Annotated in this window: 15 protein-coding genes and 1 pseudogene; 7 read left to right on the top strand and 9 right to left on the bottom strand. The window is 70.4% G+C overall.

The features are described 5' to 3' along the window. The first annotated feature begins 119 nt into the window (after window positions 1-119). From lon to Pph01_RS35610, 3 genes are all read left to right on the top strand, one after another. Entirely contained in the window at window positions 120-2,483 is a 2,364-nt protein-coding gene (lon, locus tag Pph01_RS35620; RefSeq protein ID WP_204077617.1) for an endopeptidase La, read from the top strand. A 207-nt stretch (window positions 2,484-2,690) separates the two neighbouring features. Continuing rightward, a complete protein-coding gene (locus tag Pph01_RS35615; protein WP_204077616.1) occupies window positions 2,691-4,226 on the top strand; it encodes an acyl-CoA synthetase in 1,536 nt (511 codons plus the stop codon). Window positions 4,227-4,360: 134 nt separating this feature from the next. Further along, window positions 4,361-5,656, top strand: coding sequence for a S1C family serine protease (locus tag Pph01_RS35610; RefSeq protein WP_204077615.1), 1,296 nt, complete (start codon window positions 4,361-4,363; stop codon window positions 5,654-5,656). A gap of 184 nt (window positions 5,657-5,840) precedes the next feature. Here Pph01_RS35610 and cydC read toward each other — a convergent pair whose 3' ends face one another. From cydC to Pph01_RS35590, 4 genes are read right to left on the bottom strand one after another with little or no spacing between them, the layout of a single operon-like run. Beyond that, entirely contained in the window at window positions 5,841-7,541 is a 1,701-nt protein-coding gene (gene cydC, locus Pph01_RS35605; protein WP_239117255.1) for a thiol reductant ABC exporter subunit CydC, read from the bottom strand. Further along, window positions 7,538-9,238 carry a thiol reductant ABC exporter subunit CydD gene (gene cydD, locus Pph01_RS35600; RefSeq protein ID WP_204077614.1) on the bottom strand — a complete coding sequence of 567 codons (1,701 nt, stop codon included), beginning with the start codon at window positions 9,236-9,238 and terminating at the stop codon, window positions 7,538-7,540. The genes cydC and cydD overlap by 4 nt, the downstream gene beginning before the upstream one ends. A 32-nt stretch (window positions 9,239-9,270) precedes the next feature. Continuing rightward, on the bottom strand, window positions 9,271-10,032 hold the full coding sequence (locus Pph01_RS35595) for a cytochrome d ubiquinol oxidase subunit II (RefSeq protein WP_204077613.1): 762 nt from the start codon (window positions 10,030-10,032) through the stop codon (window positions 9,271-9,273). Between the two features lie 11 nt (window positions 10,033-10,043). Beyond that, window positions 10,044-11,231, bottom strand: a complete 1,188-nt coding sequence (locus Pph01_RS35590; RefSeq protein WP_204077612.1) for a cytochrome ubiquinol oxidase subunit I — start codon at window positions 11,229-11,231, stop codon at window positions 10,044-10,046. Window positions 11,232-11,317: 86 nt separating this feature from the next. Here Pph01_RS35590 and Pph01_RS35585 point away from each other — a divergent pair, with 86 nt between their 5' ends. After that, on the top strand, window positions 11,318-11,659 hold the full coding sequence (locus Pph01_RS35585) for a PadR family transcriptional regulator (protein ID WP_204077611.1): 342 nt from the start codon (window positions 11,318-11,320) through the stop codon (window positions 11,657-11,659). Window positions 11,660-12,162: 503 nt separating this feature from the next. On the opposite strand, the pseudogene Pph01_RS43035 reads toward Pph01_RS35585, so the two are convergent. After that, window positions 12,163-12,573 (bottom strand): annotated as a pseudogene (locus Pph01_RS43035) (permease prefix domain 1-containing protein); the annotation flags it as partial. On the opposite strand from Pph01_RS43035, the gene Pph01_RS35580 reads away from it, so the two are divergent. Further along, window positions 12,568-13,041, top strand: coding sequence for a universal stress protein (locus Pph01_RS35580; RefSeq protein WP_204077610.1), 474 nt, complete (start codon window positions 12,568-12,570; stop codon window positions 13,039-13,041). The pseudogene Pph01_RS43035 and the gene Pph01_RS35580 sit on opposite strands and share 6 nt — an antisense overlap. A gap of 272 nt (window positions 13,042-13,313) precedes the next feature. Beyond that, window positions 13,314-15,710: an ExeM/NucH family extracellular endonuclease gene (locus tag Pph01_RS35575; RefSeq protein WP_204077609.1), complete on the top strand. Its 2,397-nt coding sequence runs from the start codon at window positions 13,314-13,316 to the stop codon at window positions 15,708-15,710. A gap of 11 nt (window positions 15,711-15,721) precedes the next feature. On the opposite strand, the gene ctaD is transcribed toward Pph01_RS35575, so the two are convergent. Further along, complete coding sequence (gene ctaD, locus Pph01_RS35570) at window positions 15,722-17,404, bottom strand: aa3-type cytochrome oxidase subunit I (protein ID WP_204077608.1); 1,683 nt, start codon at window positions 17,402-17,404, stop codon at window positions 15,722-15,724. 118 nt (window positions 17,405-17,522) lie between these two features. Here ctaD and Pph01_RS35565 point away from each other — a divergent pair, with 118 nt between their 5' ends. After that, window positions 17,523-17,891, top strand: coding sequence for a thioredoxin family protein (locus Pph01_RS35565; protein WP_204077607.1), 369 nt, complete (start codon window positions 17,523-17,525; stop codon window positions 17,889-17,891). A gap of 33 nt (window positions 17,892-17,924) precedes the next feature. Here Pph01_RS35565 and Pph01_RS35560 read toward each other — a convergent pair whose 3' ends face one another. Genes Pph01_RS35560 through Pph01_RS35550 form a run of 3 tightly spaced genes read right to left on the bottom strand, consistent with a single transcriptional unit; the run spans window position 17,925 to window position 21,379 of the window. Further along, window positions 17,925-18,719, bottom strand: coding sequence for an SAM-dependent methyltransferase (locus Pph01_RS35560; protein ID WP_204077606.1), 795 nt, complete (start codon window positions 18,717-18,719; stop codon window positions 17,925-17,927). Between the two features lie 57 nt (window positions 18,720-18,776). Beyond that, complete coding sequence (locus Pph01_RS35555; RefSeq protein WP_204077605.1) at window positions 18,777-20,111, bottom strand: class II 3-deoxy-7-phosphoheptulonate synthase; 1,335 nt, start codon at window positions 20,109-20,111, stop codon at window positions 18,777-18,779. A gap of 59 nt (window positions 20,112-20,170) precedes the next feature. Beyond that, window positions 20,171-21,379 carry an FAD-dependent oxidoreductase gene (locus tag Pph01_RS35550; RefSeq protein WP_204077604.1) on the bottom strand — a complete coding sequence of 403 codons (1,209 nt, stop codon included), beginning with the start codon at window positions 21,377-21,379 and terminating at the stop codon, window positions 20,171-20,173. Between the last annotated feature and the right edge of the window lie 46 nt (window positions 21,380-21,425).

Genomic DNA, 21,425 nt, shown 5'->3' with positions numbered 1-21,425 from the left:
CAGGGCCATGAAAGGCCTGATTACAGGATTACGATCGCTCGCAGCGAACACGCGCAAAACTGGGAACACACCCGGGCTCCTGTTAGTTGAGTCGGCATAACTCAACCTTGGGAGTGAGCATGACACAGATACTTCCCGTCCTGCCCCTGGACGACGAGGTCGTCCTGCCCGGCATGGTGGTCCCCCTCGACCTGTCGGATTCCGAGGTCCGGGCGGCCATCGACGCGGCACGGGCCAGCGGTGGCGAGAGCCGGGTGCTCCTGGTGCCGCGTGTGGACGGCCGCTACGGCGCGACCGGTGTGTCCGCCGTGGTGGAGCAGGTCGGGCGGCTTCCCGGAGGGGAGCCCGCGGCCGTGGTCCGCGGCGTGAGCCGTATGCGCGTGGGCATCGGGACGACGGGCCCCGGAGCGGCGTTGTGGGTCGAGGCGGAGGTGATCGAGCCGATCGCGGCCGGGCCCAGGGCCGACGAGCTCGCCAAGGAGTACAAGTCCCTCACCACGACGATCTTGCAAAATCGCGGAGCCTGGCAGGTCGTCGACGCGGTCAACCAGATCGACGATCCCTCGGTGCTGGCCGACAGCTCGGGCTACGCGCCGTGGCTGACGACGCCGCAGAAGCAGTTCCTGCTGGAGACCGCGGACCCCACCGCACGGCTCGAGAAGCTGGTCGGCTGGGCCCGTGACCACCTCGCGGAGATGGACGTGGCGGAGACCATCCGCAAGGACGTCCAGGAGGGCATGGAGAAGCAGCAGCGGGAGTTCCTGCTGCGCCAGCAGCTGGCCGCGGTCCGCAAGGAGCTGGCCGAGCTGAACGGCGATCCGGCCGACGAGGAGGAGGACTACCGGTCCCGCATCGAGGCCGCCGACCTGCCGGAGAAGGTCAAGGAGGCCGCGCTCAAGGAGGTCGCCAAGCTCGAGCGCACCTCGGACCAGTCGCCGGAGACGGGCTGGATCCGGACCTGGCTGGACACGGTCCTCGACATCCCGTGGAACACGCACACGACCGACGAGTACGACATCACCGGCGCCCGCGCGATTCTCGACGCGGACCACACCGGTCTCGCCGACGTGAAGGACCGCATCATCGAGTACCTCGCGGTCCGCAAGCGCCGGGCCGACCAGGGCCTCGGGGTCGTCGGCGGACGCCGCAGCGGCGCCGTCCTGGCGCTGGCGGGCCCGCCCGGAGTCGGCAAGACCTCCCTGGGCGAGTCGGTCGCTCGGGCGATGGGCCGCAAGTTCGTCCGTGTGGCGCTCGGCGGCATCCGGGACGAGGCGGAGATCCGCGGGCACCGGCGCACCTACGTCGGCGCGCTGCCCGGCCGGATCGTCCGCGCCATCCGTGAGGCGGGCTCGATGAACCCCGTCGTGCTGCTGGACGAGATCGACAAGGTGGGCTCCGACTACCGCGGCGACCCCACGGCGGCGCTGCTGGAAGTGCTCGACCCGGCGCAGAACCACACGTTCCGCGACCACTACCTGGAGGTCGAGCTCGACCTGAGCGACGTGCTGTTCCTCGCGACGGCCAACGTGCTCGAGCAGGTCCCCGGGCCGTTGCTCGACCGCATGGAGATCGTCACGCTCGACGGCTACACCGAGGACGAGAAGGTCGCCATCGCCCGTGACCACCTGCTCCCGCGCCAGCTGGAGAAGGCGGGCCTCACGGCCGACGACGTGACGATCGACGAGGGCGCGTTGCGCCGGCTCGCGGGGGAGTACACCCACGAGGCGGGCGTCCGGTCGCTGGAGCGGTCGGTCGCGCGGGTCCTGCGCAAGGTCACGGCCAACGTCGCGCTCGGCGAGGCGGAGCTGCCGGTCGCGGTCACGGCCGACGACCTGGTGCCCTACCTCGGCCGTCCGCGGCACGTGGCCGAGTCCTCGCTCCCCGAGGCCAGGCAGCGTACGGCGGTGCCGGGCGTGTCCACCGGCCTCGCGGTCACGGGCGCGGGCGGCGACGTGCTCTACGTCGAGGCCTCGCTGGCCGACCCGGAGACGGGCTCGACCGGGGTGACCCTCACCGGTCAGCTCGGCGACGTGATGAAGGAGTCGGCCCAGATCGCGCTGTCCTACCTGCGCTCGCGCGGCGTGGAGCTGGAGTTGCCGGTCGGCTCCCTGAAGGACCGTCAGGTCCACATCCACGTGCCGGCGGGCGCGGTGCCGAAGGACGGGCCGTCGGCGGGCGTCACCATGACGACCGCCCTCGCCTCACTGCTGTCGGGCCGTCCGGTCCGCGGCGACGTGGCGATGACCGGAGAGGTGTCCCTGACGGGGCGCGTCCTCCCGATCGGCGGCGTGAAGCAGAAGCTGCTCGCCGCCCACCGGGCCGGGATCACGACCGTGCTCATCCCGGCGCGCAACGAGCCCGACCTGGACGACGTCCCGGCCGACGTGCTCGCCGACCTCACCGTCCACCCGGTGAGCGACGTCCGTGAGGTCCTCGAGCTGGCCCTCACCCCGGCGACGGTGGCCCAGACCGCGGCCGCCTGACCCGCCCACCGCGTACGGCTCGCGTCCTCGTCTTCCGAGGCGCGAGCCGTACGTGTTCCGGGGCACCCGCGAGTCGTACGTGTTCCGGGGCCGTGCATCCCGCGAGCCGTACGCGTTCTATGGGCGTGAATTCCGCACGGCCGCGAGCCTGGCGGGGGCCGCCGGGAAGATCTTCCGCCTGCCCGGGGGCCCGAGTAATGTTCTGTTATGCATCCGGGAGCCATCGCGGCCGAGACGCCAGACAAGCCGGCGGTGATCATGGCGGGCTCCGGCCGCGTCGTCACCTACCGGGAGCTCGACGAGGAGTCCAACCGCCTGGCCCATCTGTTCCGGGCCACCGGGCTCCAGCCGGGCGACCACGTCGCCTTCATGCTGGAGAACCACCCCCTGTTCCTGACCGTCGCCTGGGCCGCCCACCGCGCCGGCCTGTACTACACCGCGATCAGCTCCCGCCTCCAGGCGGAGGAGCTCGCCTACATCCTGAACAACTGCGGCGCCCGGGTGTTCATCTCTTCGGTGAAGCTGGCCGCCGTCGCCACCTCCGTCACCGGCGAGACGCCGGGAGTCGAGGCGCGGCTGATGCTCGACGGCACGGCGCCCGGCTTCACGTCCTACGAGGAGGCGACGGCCGCGCAGCCGGTGACGCCCATCGCGGACGAGTGCCAGGGCGTCGACATGCTCTACTCCTCGGGCACCACCGGGCGGCCGAAGGGGGTCAAGCCCACGCTGAGCAAGATGCCGCTCGACGCTCCCGGGCCGCTCCTGCAGCTGATCCAGTTCCTGTTCGCCCCGGCCCCCGGCAGCGTGTACCTGTCGCCCGCCCCGCTCTACCACGCGGCCCCGCTGCGGTACTGCATGAACTTCCAGCGGGCCGGAGCGACCATCGTCGTGATGGAGAGGTTCGACCCCGAGGAGGCGCTCCAGCTCATCGAGAGGTACCGCGTCACGCACTCGCAGTGGGTGCCGACGATGTTCATCAAGATGCTGAAGCTGCCGCCTGAGGTCCGGTCTCGTTACGACCTGTCCTCGCTGACGTGCGCCATCCACGCCGCCGCCCCCTGCCCCGTCCCCGTCAAGGAGCAGATGATCGAATGGTGGGGCCCGATCATCCACGAGTACTACGCGGGCACCGAGGGCAACGGCTTCCTCTACGTCGGCTCACAGGACTGGCTCAAGCACCGGGGCACGGTCGGCCGGCCGCTGCTCGGCGTCGTCCACATCTGCGACGAGCAGGGCGCCGAACTGCCCCCGGGCGAGCACGGGACGGTCTACTTCTCCGACGGCCCCCGGTTCGTCTACCACGGAGATCCGGAGAAGACCCGTTCGGCGCAGGACCCGCTCGGCAGAGGCTGGACGACGCTCGGTGACATCGGCTACGTCGACGATGAGGGCTTCCTCTACCTCACCGACCGCCGCTCCTACATGATCATCTCTGGTGGGGTGAACATCTATCCCCAGGAGGCCGAGAACGTGTTGTCGGTCCACCCCAAGGTGGCCGACGTGGCCGTCTTCGGCGTGCCGGACGAGGAGATGGGCGAGCAGGTGAAGGCCGTCGTCCAGCCGGTCGTCCCGGAGGAGGCCGGGCCCGAGCTCGCCGAGGAGCTCATGGAGTACTGCCGGGCACGACTCGCCCATTACAAGTGCCCGAAATCGGTCGACTTCCGCGACGAACTCCCGAGACATCCCACGGGCAAGTTGTACAAGCGCCTGTTGCGCGATGAATACTGGCCCGCGACGTCGTGATATAAGAGCCGCGTGCGGCCTCTGCCGGTGGGAACCGCTGATCGCTTAGCGTGACCTTATCGAGGATTTGCCATCGTAGTGGTTGTACCGGCGGAGAGCCGGATCACCGGCAGATCCAAATGAGGGGGATGGCGATGAGCTCGGACGAGCAGGGTCGCGGCAACGACACCGAGGTGCTCCCCGGTCACGGCTGGAGCCAGTTCGGCAGGACTCCGCCCCAGCAGGGCCAGTACGGCGGCGCCTATGGCGCCTATGGCGGCCCGGGGCCGTACGACACCGCGCCGTACGGGGGGCCGCTGCCGCCGCCGCGGCAGAAGACCGGGATGACCGGCACGCAGAAGGTGATCACAGGCCTCGCGCTCGCCGTCGTGGCGATCGGCGGCGGGGCCACGGGGGCCCTCATCGCCAACGCGACGAACGACGGCCAGACCGTGATCTCCAGCCCGCTCGTGAATCCCGCGTCGAACACCTCGGTCAACACCATCGCGGAGGTGGCCAAGGCCATCCAGCCGTCCGTGGTGTCGATCAGGATCACGACGCAGAACGGCGGCGGCGAGGGGTCGGGTGTGATCCTGTCGGCCGACGGCCTGATCCTGACCAACAACCATGTCGTCGCCGAGCTCGGCCAGGGCGGTGGAGACGTCACCGTCAAGTTCAGCGACGGCAAGACGGCCTCGGCCACGGTCAAGGGCACCGACCCGACGACCGACCTCGCCGTGATCCAGGCGCAAGGCGTGTCCGGCCTGACACCGGCCTCGCTCGGCGACAGCGACAAGCTCCAGGTCGGCGACGCGGTGCTCGCGATCGGCAGCCCGCTGGGCCTGGAGGGCTCGGTCACGTCCGGCATCGTGAGCGCGCTCGACCGCACCCTCACCGAGGGCGGAGAAGAGCAGCCGCAGCAGCCGTTCCCGTTCGGGCAGCAGCGGCAGCAGGAGCCGGGCACGACGATCGGCGGCATGGTCCAGACGGACGCGGCGATCAACCCGGGCAACTCGGGCGGCGCCCTGGTCAACGCGGCCGGTCAGGTCATCGGCATCAACACCGCCATCGCGACGTCCGGGCAGAGCTCGGGCAACATCGGGGTGGGCTTCGCGATCCCGATCAACACCGCCCGTCAGGTCGCCGACCAGCTCATCAAGACCGGCAAGGCGACCCACGCCTTCCTCGGCGTGAGTCTGGCCGACGCCACCGGTGACGCGGAAGGCGCCGTGATCAGCTCGATCACGGCCGGCAGCCCGGCCGACAAGGCCGGGCTGGAGGACGGCGACCTCGTCACCAAGGTGAACGAGAAGGTGGTCGACAGCGCGGAGACGCTCGTCGGCGAGATCCGCAGCTCCCGTCCCGGCGACAAGGTCACCATCACCTACTCGCGGAACGGCAAGGTGTCGACGGCGTCGATCACGCTCGCGGAGCAGTCGGCGACGAACTGACGTCACCCCCCGAACGCCCCAGGAACTCCCCGGAACACCCCCGGCAAGTCCCCGGAAGCGTCCTCGTGACCGTCCCCGGCAAGTCCCCGGAAGCGTCCTCGTGACCGTCCCCGGCCGGCGGCCCTCAGCGGCCGCCGGCCCGTCACCGTGTGAGCACCGCGTGAGCACCATGTGAGCGCCGTTTTCAGCGGCGGGTGAGCGCCTCGGATTCCCACAGGTCCCGGTAGTAGCCGGGTACGGAGACCAGAGCGTGGTGCGGTCCGCGCTGCACGACCCGCCCGTCCTCCAGGACGATGATCTCGTCCACCTGCTCCAGCCCGCGCAGCCGGTGGGTGACCAGCAGCGTCGTCCGTCCCCTCGTGGCGTCGAGCAGGTCGGCCAGCAGGGCGTCCGCCGTCTCCTCGTCCACGGCCTCGGCGGGTTCGTCCAGCACGAGCACCTGGGGGTCGTACAGCAGGGCACGGGCCAGGGCGAGACGCTGGAGTTGCCCACCGGAGACCGTCCGCCCGTCCTCGCCGAGCGTCGTGTCCCATCCGGTCCGGTCCGTCCAGCCGTCCAGGCAGGCCTGCCGTACGGCACGGGCGAGGTCCTCGTCGGAGGCGTCCGGGCCGGCGAGCCGGAGGTTGTCGCGCAGGCTGGCCTGGAAGACGTAGGGGTCCTGGGTGAGCCCGGTGATCCTGGTGCGGACGTCGTCGGAGGCGTACCGCCGGATGTCGACCCCGTTGATGAAGATGTTTCCGGACTCGATGTCCACCGTCCGCATGAGCGCGGCCAGCAGGGTGCTCTTCCCCGCGCCGCTAGGCCCGACGATCGCGACCCGGTCGCCGGGCGCCACACTCAGGCTGACCCCGTTGAGAGCGGGCTCCCGGTCGCCGTGGCGGACCACCAGATCTTCGATCTCGACGGCCAGCGGCCGGTCGGGCAACGTCAGGGGAGCGCCGGGCTCGGTCACCGCCGCGGGCGTCCCGCCGATCTCCCGCAGCCTCCGCAGGGCGGCGAGCACTCCGGCGAACCGTTCACCCGCCGCGCCCAGCGGCAGCACGGGCTCGAAGGAGACCAGCGAGGTCAGGGCGAGCACGGCCGTCGCGACGCCGTCCAGGTCGGCCGAACGGGCCGCGAGCACGACGGCGACCACGGTCAGCCCCTGCACGAGCACGCCGAGCCCGAGTGCCGCCGCGTCGACCCGCGACCGACTGCGCTCGAGCCTCACCAGCCGTGCGTCCGCCTCCATCCCGGCAGCCAGGGCCCGATCCCGGGCGCCGTACGCCGCGAGGTCGGCCGCGCCATGGACGAGATCGGCCACGCGCGCCGCCAGTTCGGCCCTGGCCGGGGCGATCCGCGCCGACCGCCTCCGGGCGGCCGCGGCCGTGACGGCCGGCAGTGCCACGCCCGCCGCCAGCAGGCCCGCGGCGAGCAGGAGCGCCGCGACGGGCAGGACGAACGCCGCGAGGACCACGGCGGCGGTCCCGGCGAGCAGCGCGGCGAGGGCGGGCAGCAGGCAGCGGACGAGCAGGTCCTGTACGGCGTCGGTGTCGTCGACCATCCGGCTGAGCAGGTCGGCGCCGCGGAGAGGCAACGGCCCCGCGGGGATGAGCGCCTGGTAGAGGCGTTCGCGTGTGCCCGCCTGGGCGCGGAGGGCGACGTCGTGCCCGGAGAGGCGCTCGCCGTACCGGAAGAGCCCGCGCGTGGTGGCGAAGGCCCGCACCGCCACGATGGCGACGGACAGCGCGGCCAGGGGAGGCTGCTCGGCCGCCCTCGTGATCATCCAGGAGGCCGCCGCGATCAGTGCGATTCCGGCGAGGTCGGCGGCGGCCCCCGCGAGCGTCGCGAGGACGAGCCTGCGCGGCATCCCGGGCGCGAGAAGCCGGAGGGACACCCCGGTCATGCGGCCCCCCTCTCCGCGTGGTCACTCAGGCGGATGACCCGGTCGGCCAGTTCGATCATGGCGGGGCGGTGGGCGACGACGATCGCGGTCCTGCCCTCGGAGAGCGTGCGCGTGGCCGCGACGATCGCGGCCTCGCTCCGGCCGTCCAGACGCGCTGTCGGCTCGTCGAGCAGGAGCACCTCCGCGGATGGACGGCAGAACGCCCGGGCGAGCGCCACCCGCTGACGCTGGCCGGCCGACAGGTTCGCCCCGCGCTCGCCGAGTTCCGTCTCGTAGCCGTACGGCAGAGCCTCCACGAACTCGGCCGCCTGGGCGGCCGCGGCAGCCGTACGGACCTCGTCCGGCGAGGCGTCCGCTCCCAGGGAGATGTTGGCGGCGACCGTGGCGGCGAACAGATGGGGGCGCTGGGGCACGAAGGCGAGCCGCCGGCGCCACTCGTCGAGGTCCAGGCCGGTGAGGTCGACGCCGTCGATCAGGACCCGGCCCCGGGACGGGGTGACGAACCCGAGCAGGACGTGGAGCAGCGTGCTCTTGCCGGCTCCGCTCGGCCCCACGATGGCCACTCTCTCGCCCGGCGCGATCTCCAGCGTGACGTCGTCGAGCGCGTTGTCTTCGCGACCGGGGTACCGGACGGTCACGCCTTCGAGCCGGATCGCAGGCGGTGCATGATCACGACCGAATATGCGCAGGTCGGGAGCTTGACTCCGAATCTGTGCATGATCACGGTCGGGTGTGCGCAGGTCAGGGGCCTGAACGCGAATCTGTGCATGATCACGCCCCGGGGTGATGAGGGAGAAGGCCTGGTCGGCGGCGGCCACTCCTTCCATGGCCGCGTGGAAGGTGGTGCCCATCGCCCGGAGGGGGATGTAGGCCTCTGGCGCCAGGAGCAGCACCAGCAACGCCGTGTGGAGGTCGAGCGAACCCGACAACAGGCGCAGGCCGACGGGGACGGCGACCAGGGCGAGGGACAGCGACGCCACGAGCTCGAGCACAAGCGACGACAGGAACGCGACCCGCAGCGTCCGCATGGTCGCGGTCCGGTGGGCGGCGGCGACCTGCTGGATCACCGACGCCTGGTGCCGGGCGCGGCCGAAGGCCCGCAGGGTCGGAAGGCCGCGGACAACGTCGAGGAAGTGGCCGCCGAGCCGGGTGAGGGCCTCCAGTTGTTGGCGCGTCACCGCCCGGGTGGTCCAGCCGACCAGCGCCCCGAAGATCGGGATGAGCGGCAGAGTGAGCAGGACGATGACGGCGGTCCCGAGGTCGGCGGCGAAAAGCCGTACGACGACCGCGATCGGGATGACGCCCGCCACGGCCACGGCGGGCAGGTAACCGGTCAGGTAGGCGTCCAGGGCGTCCAGGCCGCGCCCGGCGAGCGTGACGAGTTCGCCGGATCGCGCGGATCCGGCGTCCGGCTCCTGGAAACGTGACAGCAGCCGCCGGCGCAGCGCCGACTTCACCGCCGTGGCCGTGCGGCCGGCGAAGATCCCCCGCGCCCAGCCGAGCAGCCCCCGCGCCGCCACGACGAGTGCCAGCGGGAGCAGGACGGCCGTGGTGAACCTGCCGGAGAGCACGCCCGCCAGCAGTTCCGCCTGCACGAGAACGAGGAGGCCCGCCGCCACGGCCGCGGCCAGGCAGGCGGCGAGGTGCGGCCGCACGGTCCGTTCGGATCGTGCGAGCCGCAGAAGATCCTTGTGCAACGCGGGCCCAATCGGACGTCGTCAGCAGGCGGTCAGAAGAACGTGGGCAGCGCGCCCCTGCTGAAGATGCGCCACACCCATACTTGTGCGCCGACGAGGATCGGGACGCACGGCAACACAATTGCACCCATGGTGGTCAGTGTCTCGGGCGGGGCGGCGTGGTCGATCAGGGTGGAGGCCACGACGGCGACGGTGAGCCCGGCGGGGATCGCGGCCGCGAGAGCCGTCAGGGCCAGGGCCCGCCCGGTGCGCCGCGCGCCGCGGACCACCGGATCGCCGGGCAGTCGCCACGCCGCGAACGTCCAGCCATGGAGGCAGAAGGCCAGTGCGACCACGAGCCCGCCGACCACGCCTTCCAGGCTGAGCAGAGGGGCGGACAGCCCGCGGGCCAGCGCCACCAGCGTCATGCCCCAGGTCAGGGCCAGCCCGGCCGAGCCGAGGCAGATGGCGCCGTCCCACACCGCACGCCAGGCGGCGCCGTCGGCGCGACGGCGGAACCACAGTCCGGCGTCCCGCGTGATCCACGTCAGGAGCAGCGCCACCACCAGGGGGTACAGCCCGCTGAGCACCTCGCCTTCCAGTGTGGAGAAGGCGCCGAACAGGACGCCGACCAGCGCGACCAGCCAGACCTCGCCCGCGAGCACGAACGGCGCCACGGCTCCGACGAGCCGGTCACGGTCCTCCTGCGACCTGCCGAGCACGGGCAGCAGGATGCCGAGCCCGATGTCGAAGCCCTCCAGGGCGAAGTAGCCGAGTAACAGGACGGCGAGGGCGCCGAACCAGATGATCTCCATGGTCGTGGTCCTCAGAGCGAGTGGGCGGGCTGGGGAACGGGGTCGGCCGACCGGTCCGGCATGCCGAGGGACACCTGTCCCGGCCCGCGGCGTACGGCACGGGCGATCAGCAGGTAGTCGATGAGGGCGAGCAGGCCGAGCACGCCGGCGAAGCCGACGAACGACCCGATGATCGCGGCCTTGGAGAGCCCAGGAGTCATGGCGTCGGCGACGGAGAGCTTCCCGTACACCAGCCACGGCTGGCGGCCCACCTCGCGCACGAGCCAGCCGGCGATGGCCGCGACGAACGGCAGCGGCGTGATGAGCATCAGGACCGGATGCAGCCACCGCCACCGCGCGAGGAGATCCTTGATCAGCAGAGGCAGCAGGACGAGCATCACGCCGAACTGGAGCAACTGTCCGATGGTGATCATCAGGCCGAGCGCGGTGCCGGGGATGACGCCGTCGAACTTGTCCGGCTGGGTGTCCTCGACCACGCCGAACTGGGCGTAGCCGAACCCGACGGTGAACAGGGAGCCGATGAACGCGGTGACCACGCCGATCCGGAGCGACCGGGTGAAGAACTCCCGCTCGGCCGTGCGCCGGAACAGGTGGTAGGCGCTGGCCCCCATGACGACGAACCCGCCGGTCCACAGGCCGGCGCTGATCACGTGGGGGAGCGCGAAGACCAGGTTCGGGTTGGTGAGCAGCGCTCCGAAGTCGCGCAGCACCAGGCGGCCGCCCTGTTCGACGGAGCCGACCGGGTGCTGGAGGAACGAGTTCGCCACCATGATCCAGAACGCCGAGGCGTAGGCGGTCAACGTCACCAGCCAGATGCAGGTCACGTGCAGGCCCCGGGGCAGCCGATGCCAGCCGAAGATCCACAAGCCGAGGAACGTGGACTCCAGGAAGAAGGCCACCAGCGTCTCGATGGCGAGCGGCGCGCCGAAGACGTCGCCCGCGTATCGCGACAGGCCGCTCCAGCTCAGCCCGAACTGGAACTCCATGACCAGGCCGGTGAAGATGCCGAGCGCGTAGTTGATCACGTAGATCTGTCCCCAGAAGCGGGTCATCCGCTCGTGGAGGGGATTTCCGGTGACCGCGTAGCGCGTGTGCATGATCGCCACGAGGGGGGCGAGGCCCAGGGTCAGCACGACGAACAGGAAGTGCAGGCTGCCGGTCACGGCGAACTGCGTCCGCGCGAGGTCGACGACGTCCAAGGGGGGCTCCTCAATAAATAGGGAGTCTACATATAGACAGCCTACATGTAGACTCGCTACATGTGGAACAGGGATAAGCTGCGGCCGTGAACCCCGACACGCTGCGAGGGCACATGGACGCCCTGCTGCTCTCCGTGGTGGAGCGCGAGCCCCTTCACGGCTACGCCATCATCGAGGCGCTCCGCGAGCGCAGCGACGGTGCGCTCGACGTCCCGACGGGGACGGTCTATCCGGCGTTGCGCCGGCTGGAACGAGCCGGCTATCTGGCAGGCGAGTGGGCAGTGGCGGGCGGGCGCAAGCGGCGCACCTACCGCCTGACGGACTCGGGCCGCGCGGCGCTCACGGGGGAGCGCTCGGCCTGGAAGTCGTTCACGACGGCCATCGGGAGCGTGCTCGACCCCTCGGGAGGACGAAGCCCCTCGGGGTGATGACGAAGCCACTCCCCGGGGTGACGACGCCCCTCGGGGCGGATCCGCCGGGTGAAGGCCAGGCACAGTCCGGCGCTGAGCAGCTGCCATGCGCCCAGCGCGTAGGTGATCACGGAGACGGCCACGCCCGGCGTGAAGTCCTCGAACCCCGGGGGACCGTCGGCGCCCCGCACGAGGGCGATGCCCATCACGATCCTGACCGGGATCTGGAGCAGGACGAGCAGGCCGAGTGCGCGGGCGAGGGGCAGGGGCCGCCGCACCACCCGCAACCCCCGGCCGAAGGCGACCAGGGCGAAGCCTCCCGCGACCCCGGTCGCGAGCTGGATGTAGTCGAGAAGCCTGCTGACCGTCCAGAACCACCCGGGCGGAGCGGGAGCCGAGGCAGGGAGCGGATAGAACTCCCAGATCACGCTCCACATCAGCGTGGTGAGCGGCACGCTCACGAACAGCAGCGCGGCGGTCCTGCGGGCCTGGCCCACCGCCAGTTCCTCCTGGTAGCCGGGCGCGACCTCCGCCGCGGGGCCGAAGTCCTCGATCGCCAGCCGCTCGGCCTCGGCCCTCGGGTGTCCCTCGGCCTCGTACGCCTCGGCCGCGTCGAGCAGCCCATCCCGCGCCTCGGCGAGCAGGTCCCGCCTGGCTCGGACCGGACCATGGAGAAGTCGGCGGAGCCCGGTCACGTAGTCGTCGATCGGACTCGTCGGCACCGTCTTCCCTCCCGCGTGGACCTCCGGAAAGTCACCGGAACGCCGCCAGGGTATTGGCCGTCTCCACAGCCCGCCATCAGGGGTAACCCTGACCCGACCCCGGAGCTCTTGCCGTCGACTATTTTGTCTTTCTGACGTTTCGCCCCAGCAACACCTGATTAATCCTGATAGGAGAGACTTCAGGGCGGAGAGCGAGGCGGGACAGTGCATCAGGCGAAGATCGTGGTGGGTATCAGCGGCTCTGCGGCCTCATCGGCCGCACTTCGCTGGGCGGCGGCGGAGGGCCGCCTGCGCGGCGCCGACGTCGAGGCGGTGTACGCCTGGGAGTGGTCCGGCGGGCTCCACGCCCCCTATGCGCCGCTGGCCGGCCGGAGTTCGCGTGAGGACGAGCGCCGTGCCGCGGCCGAGATGGCCATGCGGGCCGTGGACGAGCTCGGTGAGGACCATGTGGAGTCGGTCGTCGTGGAGGGTCCGCCCGCGCGGGTCCTGCTGGAGGCGGCCGCCGGCGCCGACCTGCTGGTGCTCGGATCCGACGAGGCCGACGCTGAGCCGTACCCGGTCATCAACCCCATCGTGGCCGCCTGCCTGCTGCGGGCGAACTGCCCCGTCGTGGTCGTGCTGCCGGGGATGCCGCACCACCGTTCGATGGGGGAGATGCTCGCCGGGAGCATTTCCTAGCGCTTCCGGGACGGACGCCTGTCCGCCTGCGTCCTTTTTAACCCCGTGCACCGTTTCCGTTTCCCGAGCGCCGCCTGACGATCACGCCGGAAAGCGGAACGGAACGCAACGGCAGGACCCGTACGTCCCGGGGCTCCGCCGATTGGCAAGTTCATACGATTTCATTCTGTAGTCACCCATAGGAGCAACTGGCACGGGCATATCCTCATAAAGTCCGGATCATGCTCCCTTTATCCCGTGCTTATGACCATGCCCGTGGTCGCCTCAGGTCCATGCCGAGAAAGGCCGTGCGCGCCGCCGCCGCGCTCGTGGCCGTCGGCCTCGTGGTGGCCGGTGTCACCGCGCTCTCGCTGACCCCGGCGTCGGCGGAGCCGGGCACCGTGGTGATCAGCCAGGTGTACGGCGGAGGCGGCAACAGCGGTGCCCCGCTGACCAACGACTACGTCGAGCTGTTCAACCGCACCGGCGCGACGGTCTCCCTGGACGGCTGGTCGGTCCAGTACGCCAGCGCCACCGGCACCGGCCCCTTCTCCTCCAACAAGGTGGACCTCGCGGGCTCTCTGGCTCCGGGGCGCTACCACCTCGTCCAGCTCGCGGCCGGCACGACTCCGAGTGGACCGCTCCCGGCCCCGGACACCACGGGGAACCTCGCCCTGAGCGGCACGGCGGGGAAGGTCGCGCTGGTCCGGTCCACCACAGGTCTGGCCTGCAACGGCGGCTCCATCCCCTGCACCCCTGAGCAGACCGCCGACATCGCCGACCTCGTCGGCTACGGCTCGGCCAACTACTTCGAGGGAGCCGCCGCCCCGGCGCTGACCAACACCACCGCCGCGATCCGCAAGGACGGCGGCTGCGCCGACACCGACAGCAACGCCGCGGACTTCGAGGCCGGCGCTCCGGCGCCGCGCAACAGCGCGTCGGCCGCCGCGCCGTGCGGGGGGACCACCCCGAGCCCCACCCCCTCGGACACGCCGACGCCCACCCCCACTCCGTCGGACACGCCGACCCCGACCCCGACTCCCACCCCGACCCCCACGACTCCGTCCTCCTGCGCAGTGCCGGTGACGCACCAGATCGCCGACGTCCAGGGCGCGGGCGACGCCTCGCCCCTCGCCGGCCAGGCGGTCCGGGTCGAGGGCGTGGTGACCGCGGACTTCCAGGGAACCAACCAGCTGAGCGGCTTCTACGTCCAGGACCCGACGCCGGACGCGAACCCGGCCACCTCCGACGCCGTGTTCGTGTTCACCTCCAGGCCCGCCGCCGTCGGCGACCAGGTGCGGGTCAGCGGCACCGTCACCGAGTTCAACGGCCTCACGGAGCTGTCCTCGGTCTCCGCCGTGGACGTCTGCGGCACCGGGACGGTCAAGACCGCCGCGGTGAGGCTGCCGCTCGCCTCCGGCACGACCCTCGAGTCGCTGGAGGGCGTGCTCGTCACGTTCCCCCAGGAGCTCACCGTCTCCGAGGTCTACAACCTGGGCCGCTTCGGGGAGATCACTCTGTCCGCGAAGGGCCGGCTCTTCCAGCCGACCGACCGCGACGGCGTCGACCCGGCCGACAACCAGGCCCGCCGGATTCTCCTGGACGACGCGTCCAACGTGCAGAACCCCCCGGTCCTGCCGTACCACACGAACGGCTTGAACACCGTACGCGTGGGTGACGGGACCACCGGGCTGACCGGCATCCTGACCTACGGCTTCGACCTCTACCGGGTGGAGCCGACCTCGCCGGTGGTCTTCGCGGCCGACAACCCCCGCCCGGCCAAGCCGGCCAAGGTGGGCGGCGACGTCCAGGTGGCGAGCCTCAACACCCTCAACTGGTTCACCACGCTGAACAAGCGCGGCGCCAACACCGACGAGGAGCGCCAGCGTCAGCTCGCCAAGCTCGTCGCGACGCTGAAGGGCCTGGACCCGGACGTGGCCGGCCTCATGGAGGTCGAGAACAACGGCGCCACCGCGCTGAACACACTGGTGAACGCGCTGAACGCCGAGGTCGGCGCGGGCACCTACAAGGGGATCACCTCCCCGGTCCCCGGTACCGACGAGATCCAGGTGGCCTTGATCTACAAGCCCGCCGTGGTGAAGCCCGTGGGAGCCGCCCAGTCCTCCACCGACCCGGTGTTCCGCCGGCCGCCGCTGATCCAGATGTTCCAGCGCACCAGGGATGACGACGACGGCCGGATCTTCACCATGATCGTCAATCACTTCAAGTCGAAGGGCTGCGACGGCGCGACCGGAGCCGACCTCGACCAGGGCGACGGCCAGAGCTGCTTCAACGCCGAGCGCGTCCGCCAGGCGCAGGCCGTGCTCGGGTTGATCGACACCTACAACCTGCCCAACCCCGTCGTGGCCGGCGACCTCAACGCCTACGGCGAGGAGGACCCGATCCACACGCTGGAGGCCGGGAAGCTCACCAGCCTGAGCAAGAAGTTCATCGACAAGCAGGACCGCTACAGCTACGTCTTCGACAGCCTGTCGGGCGAGCTCGACCACGTGATGGTCGGCAAGCAGCTGCTCAAGCGGGTGACCGGGGCGACGATCTGGCACATCAACGCCGACGAAGGCCGGTTCATGGACTACAACACCGAGTTCAACCCGCCGTCGCTGTACTCGCCGGGCGCGTTCCGCTCGTCCGACCACGACCCGCTGCTGTTCGGGCTCGACCTGGACTGAGGCACGGGTTTCTAGTCCCCCGCCGGGCCGATCGCGTCGCGATTCCCGGCGGGGGGCGCTCCCGGCATCCCTCCCGTCCTCGGGTAGCGCAGGTCGAAGGCCGGCCGTTCGGACCTGATCGGCGGGAGATGCGTGAAGTTGTGGCGCGGCGGCGGGCACGTGGTGGCCCACTCCAGCGAATTGCCGGAGCCCCAGGGGTCGTTCACGGTGACCCGCTCGCCGCGCCTCCATGTACGCCAGACGTTGTACATGAACGGCAGGGTCGAGGCGCCCAGCAGGAACGCGCCCACGCTGGAGATCATGTTGAATTCCGTGAAGCCGTCGACGGGGGAGTAGTCCCCGTAGCGCCGCGGCATCCCGATCACGCCGAGCCAGTGCTGGATCAGGAACGTCATGTGGAACCCGATGAAGAGCATCCAGAAGTGGATCTTCCCGAGGACCTCGTTCAGCATCATGCCGGTGAACTTGGGCCACCAGAAGTAGAACCCGCCGAACATCGCGAAGACCACGGTCCCGAACACCACGTAATGGAAGTGCGCGACGACGAAGTAGCTGTCGGTCACGTGGAAGTCGAGCGGCGGCGACGCGAGGATCACGCCGGTGAGGCCGCCGAGCAAGAACGTCACGAGGAACCCCACGGAGAACAACATGGGCGTCTCGAATGACAGGTGGCCCCGCCACATCGTCCCGGTCCAGTTGAAGAACTTCACCCCGGTCGGCACCGCGATCAGGAACGTCATGAGCGAGAAGAACGGCAGGAGCACCTGGCCGGTGGCGAACATGTGGTGCGCCCACACGGTCATCGACAGTGCCATGATCGAGATCGTCGCGCCGACCATGCCGATGTAGCCGAACAGCGGCTTGCGGCTGAACACCGGGATGATCTCGGTGATGATGCCGAAGAACGGCAGCGCGATGATGTAGACCTCGGGATGGCCGAAGAACCAGAACAGGTGCTGCCAGATCATGGCTCCGCCGGTCTCGGCGTCGAAGACGTGCGCGCCGAGCTTGCGGTCGGCCTCCAGGACGAGCAGCGCCGCCGCCAGCACCGGGAACGCCAGCAGCACCATGATCGACGTGAACAACACGTTCCACGTGAAGATCGGCATCCGGAACATGTGCATGCCCGGCGCCCGCATCGTGACGATCGTGGTGATGAAGTTGACGGACCCCAGGATCGTGCCGAGGCCGGCCAGCGCCAGGCCCATGATCCACAGGTCGCCCCCCGGTGAGGGGCTGAAATCCACGGCGGACAGCGGGGAGTAGGCCGTCCAGCCGAAGGCGGGCGCGCCCCCCACCACGAAGCTGCCCAGCACCATGAGACCGCCGAACAGGAACATCCAGTAGCTGACCATGTTGAGCCGGGGGAACGCCACGTCCGGCGCGCCGATCTGGAGCGGCATGATCTCGTTGGCGAACCCGGCGAACAGGGGCGTCGCGAACAGCAGCAGCATGATCGTGCCGTGGAGGGTGAACATCTCGTTGTAGCGCTGCAGGCCGACGAACTGCAGCCCCGGCTCGAGCAGCTCGGCCCTGATCACCATCGCCATGAGGCCGCCGACCAGGAAGAAGCCGAAGGTGGTGATCATGTAAAGGTGCCCGATCACCTTGTGGTCGGTGCTCGACAACCAGGCTGCCAGGACCGTGCCCGGCCGCCGTTGTTCGGGAACGGGTCTCACGACTTGAGTGGTCATGCGGTGGCTCCTTTTCGCGAAGGAGGTCCCGTGTGCTGATACCCGGTGCCGTGCGGTGGAATGCTGAGATCGCAGGTGTGGTTGTGCAAGTGACGGAACGGATGAAAGGAGTCGCCCCGTGGCGACCATTGAGGTGACCGAGCAGAACTTCAACGACATCGCCGACAACGGCATCGTCCTGTTGGACTTCTGGGCGTCGTGGTGCGGCCCCTGCCGCACGTTCGCGCCCATCTTCGAGAAGGCGTCGCAGGAGCACACCGACATCACGTTCGGCAAGATCGACACCGAGGCCCAGCCCGCGCTGTCCCAGGGTTTCGAGATCACGGCGATCCCCACGATCATGGCCGTCCGGGACGGCATCGTGGTGTTCTCGCAGCCCGGCGCGCTCCCCGCGCCCGCGCTCTCGGACCTGATCAGCCAGCTGCGCGCGCTCGACATGGACGCCATCCGCGCCGAGATCGCGGCAGAGGCGGGCCAGCAGGGCTGACGCGGGGCGGGCGGCCCGCCCCGCGCCGGCGGATCAGGGTTTGCGGCCGACGCCGCTGAAGCCGGCCGACGGCGCCTGCGCGAGCCGAGGCTCGTCGGGGTCGGGTCGCCAGTCCTCCGGGTAGACGAGCCCCGGTTCCAGCAGCTCGTATCCGTCGAAGAACCGGGCGATCTCCTCGTGCGACCGCAACGCGAGCGACGCCGTCGCCCGGTTGTAGACCTCCAGGGCCTCGGGCGTGAGCTCGGGGCGCGCGTCACGCGCGTGGGAGATCGCCAGGTAGCTCCCCGGGGCGCTCAGATCGCGCAGCCGCCCCACCACCTCGTACGGCTTCGCCGAGTCGGGGATGAAGTGCAGCACGGCGAACATCAGGAAGGCGACCGGCCGGTCGAAGTCGACCAGTCCGTCGAGCTGGCCGATCAGGTCGTCCGGCTCACGGAAATCCGCCCGCACGACGGACACGTGCGGGTCCCCGCTGAGCAGGGCCCTGGCGTGCGAGCACACCACCGCGTCGTAGTCGACGTAGGTCACCCGCGTGTCAGGCGCCGTCATGTGCGCGATCTCGTGCACGTTGCCCTGCGTGGGCAGGCCGGAGCCGATGTCGACGATCTGGCGGACGCCGGCATCCACCAGTTCCCGTACCGCTCTGGCCAGGAAGGCGCGGCCCTCGATGGCCGATGACCGGGTGTCCGGGAACGTCGCCAGGATGCTCTCGGCGGCCGCCCTGTCCACGGCGAAGTTGTTCTTGCCGCCCAGGAAGTAGTCGTACATCCGGGCGACGTTGGGGGTGTTCGGGTCCACGCCCTCGGGGGCTGGCCGGGGATCCGTCATCTTCATCTCTTTCGGCTCGCGGGCGTCGCGTGGGGGGGGTGCGCGGCGTTCTGCGCGTCAGGTGGAACGGTAGAGCTCGGCCACCCGGAACGCCAGATCCAGGGACTGACCGCGGTTGAGGCGCGGGTCGCAGGCCGTCTCGTAGCGCAGCGCCAGATCCTCTTCGGCGATCTCGTGCCCGCCGCCGACGCATTCGGTGACGTCGTCGCCGGTGAACTCGATGTGGACCCCGCCCGGGTGCGTGCCCAGCGCGTGGTGCACCTCGAAGAAGCCCGCCACCTCGTCGAGCACGTCGTCGACCCGGCGGGTCTTGTGGCCGCTCGGCGCCTCGAAGGTGTTGCCGTGCATGGGGTCGCAGATCCACGCCACCGTGGCGCCGCTCGCCCGCACCTTCTCGACCAGCGTCGGGAGCGCCTCGCGGACCCTGCCCGCCCCCATGCGGCTGATGAACGTCAGCCGGCCCGGCTCGTTGTCCGGGTTCAGCTTCTCGATCAGCGCGATGGCCTCTTCGGGCGTCGTGGTCGGGCCGAGCTTCACACCGATGGGGTTGCGGATCTTGCTGAAGAACTCCACGTGCGCGCCGTCGAGCTGCCGGGTGCGCTCGCCGATCCAGACCATGTGGGCCGACACGTCGTACGGCAGGCCCGTCCGGGAGTCGATCCTCGTGAGCGCCCGGTCGTAGTCGAGGATCAGCGCCTCGTGCGAGGAGTAGAACTCAACGGTGTGGAACTCCTCGGGCTCGGCCCCGCAGGCGCGCATGAAGGCGAGCGCCTGGTCGATCTCCCTGGCCAGCTTCTCGTAGCGGCGCCCGGCCGGGGACTCGGCGACGAAGTCCTGGTTCCAGGCGTGCACCTGCCGCAGGTCGGCGTAGCCGCCCTTGGTGAAGGCCCGGGCGAGGTTCAGCGTGACCGCGGAGGAGTGGTAGGCCCGCAGCAGACGGGAGGGGTCGGGGCGGCGCGCCTCGGGAGTGAAGTCGAACCCGTTGACCATGTCGCCGCGGTAGGCGGGCAACTCGACGCCGTCGCGGGTCTCGGTGTCCTTGGACCGGGGCTTGGCGAACTGGCCGGCGACCCGGCCGATCTTGACCACGGGAACGCGGCCGGCATAGGTGAGCACGATCGCCATCTGCAGCAACGTCTTGAGCTTGTTGCGGACGTTCTCCGCGGTCGCGCCCGCGAAGGTCTCCGCGCAGTCGCCGCCCTGGAGCACGAAGGCCTCGCCCCGGGCGACGGCCGCGAGGCTCTGCTTCAGCTGGTCGCACTCGCCCGCGAACACCAGGGGCGGCAGCCCCTTGAGCTCGTCGACGACCCGCGCGAGCTCGCCGCGGTCAGGCCAGTCCGGCTGCTGGGCCGTGGGCAGGTCACGCCACGTATCGAGGTGAATTGCGCTCACGAGACACTAGGTTATTGCACCCTGCGGGCTGTGGCCCTCCCGCCGTCCGCTCTGTGAGATCACTTTTGGCCGCTCGTTGGCGACAGCCGTACGTGCTCGGGAAGAACGCCGAGTCCGATGAAGCGGCGGGCGAGCCCGCCGAGGACCGGCAGGCGGGACAGGCCGCGAGGCACGGAGACGGGCCGGGAGTCCAGCGTGGGGCTGATCAGCCGGTTCTGCACCGTCCGCTGGGCGGCCTGGGTGATCACGGTCGGGATCTTCCGGCGGCGCTCCACCCTGGCCAGCAGCGCCCGCGGCGCCTCGCCCCGCAGCAGGGCCGGTCCCACGATGTTGGCCGTCGCCACGGCGTCCTGGACCGCGAGGTTGATGCCGACGCCGAAGACCGGGGACATGGCGTGGGCGGCGTCCCCGATGAGCAGCAGCCCGGGCAGGTGCCAGCGGCTCAGCCGGTTCAGCGCCACCCGCAGGACGCCGACCTCGTCGAAGCCGCCGAGCCGGTCCACCCGCCCGCCGAGGTACGGCAGGAGCCGCGCGACCTTGGAGCGCAGGGCCTCGACGCCCTCGGACTTCAGCTGATCGAAGCCGCCTTTGGGGATCACGTAGGCGAGCTGCCAGTACGTCCCGCGGTTGATCGCCACCATGAGATGGCCGGCGGACGCCCGCAGGAAGGGCTGGTCGGGGTCACCCTCCTCCCGCGGCAGGCGGAACCAGACGACGTCCATCGGCGCGCCGAACTCCCGGGGGGCCAGGCCCGCGGCCCGGCGGACGTCGGAGCCCCGCCCGTCCGCGCCCACGGTGAGCGTCGCGTGGATCTCGTGCTCCTCGCCCGCCTCGTCGCGGTAGCGGAGCCCGCGGATCGCGCCGTCGCTCCGGATGAGGTCGGTGACGGTGGAGTTCATCAGCAGGTGGAAGTTCGGGTGCTTGGCCGCCTCCGCCGTGATCAGGTTGAGGAAGTCCCACTGCGGCACGAAGGCGATGTACTTGTACCTGCCGGGCAGCCGGCTCAGGTCGGCCATGGGGACGGCTCCGTCGTCGGTGACCATCGACAGGGAGTGCACCTTGCGGTGGGGGAGCTGGTGGAACTTCTCGGCCAGGCCGAGCTCGTCGAGGATCTGGAGCGTCGACGGGTGGATGGTGTCCCCGCGGAAGTCGCGGAGGAAGTCTCCGTGCTTCTCGAGCAGTGTCACGTCGACGCCCGCTCGGGCGAGGAGGAGGGCGAGGACGGCTCCCGCCGGGCCCCCGCCTGCGATCGCACATGTCGTCCGCATAATTCATCACCCCATGAAATTGTCGCACGGCACCCCCGCTCCGCTC

The organism is Planotetraspora phitsanulokensis, from assembly GCF_016863295.1.
GTDB lineage: Bacteria > Actinomycetota > Actinomycetes > Streptosporangiales > Streptosporangiaceae > Planotetraspora > Planotetraspora phitsanulokensis.
This window is presented reverse-complemented; position numbering and strand designations above follow the sequence as displayed.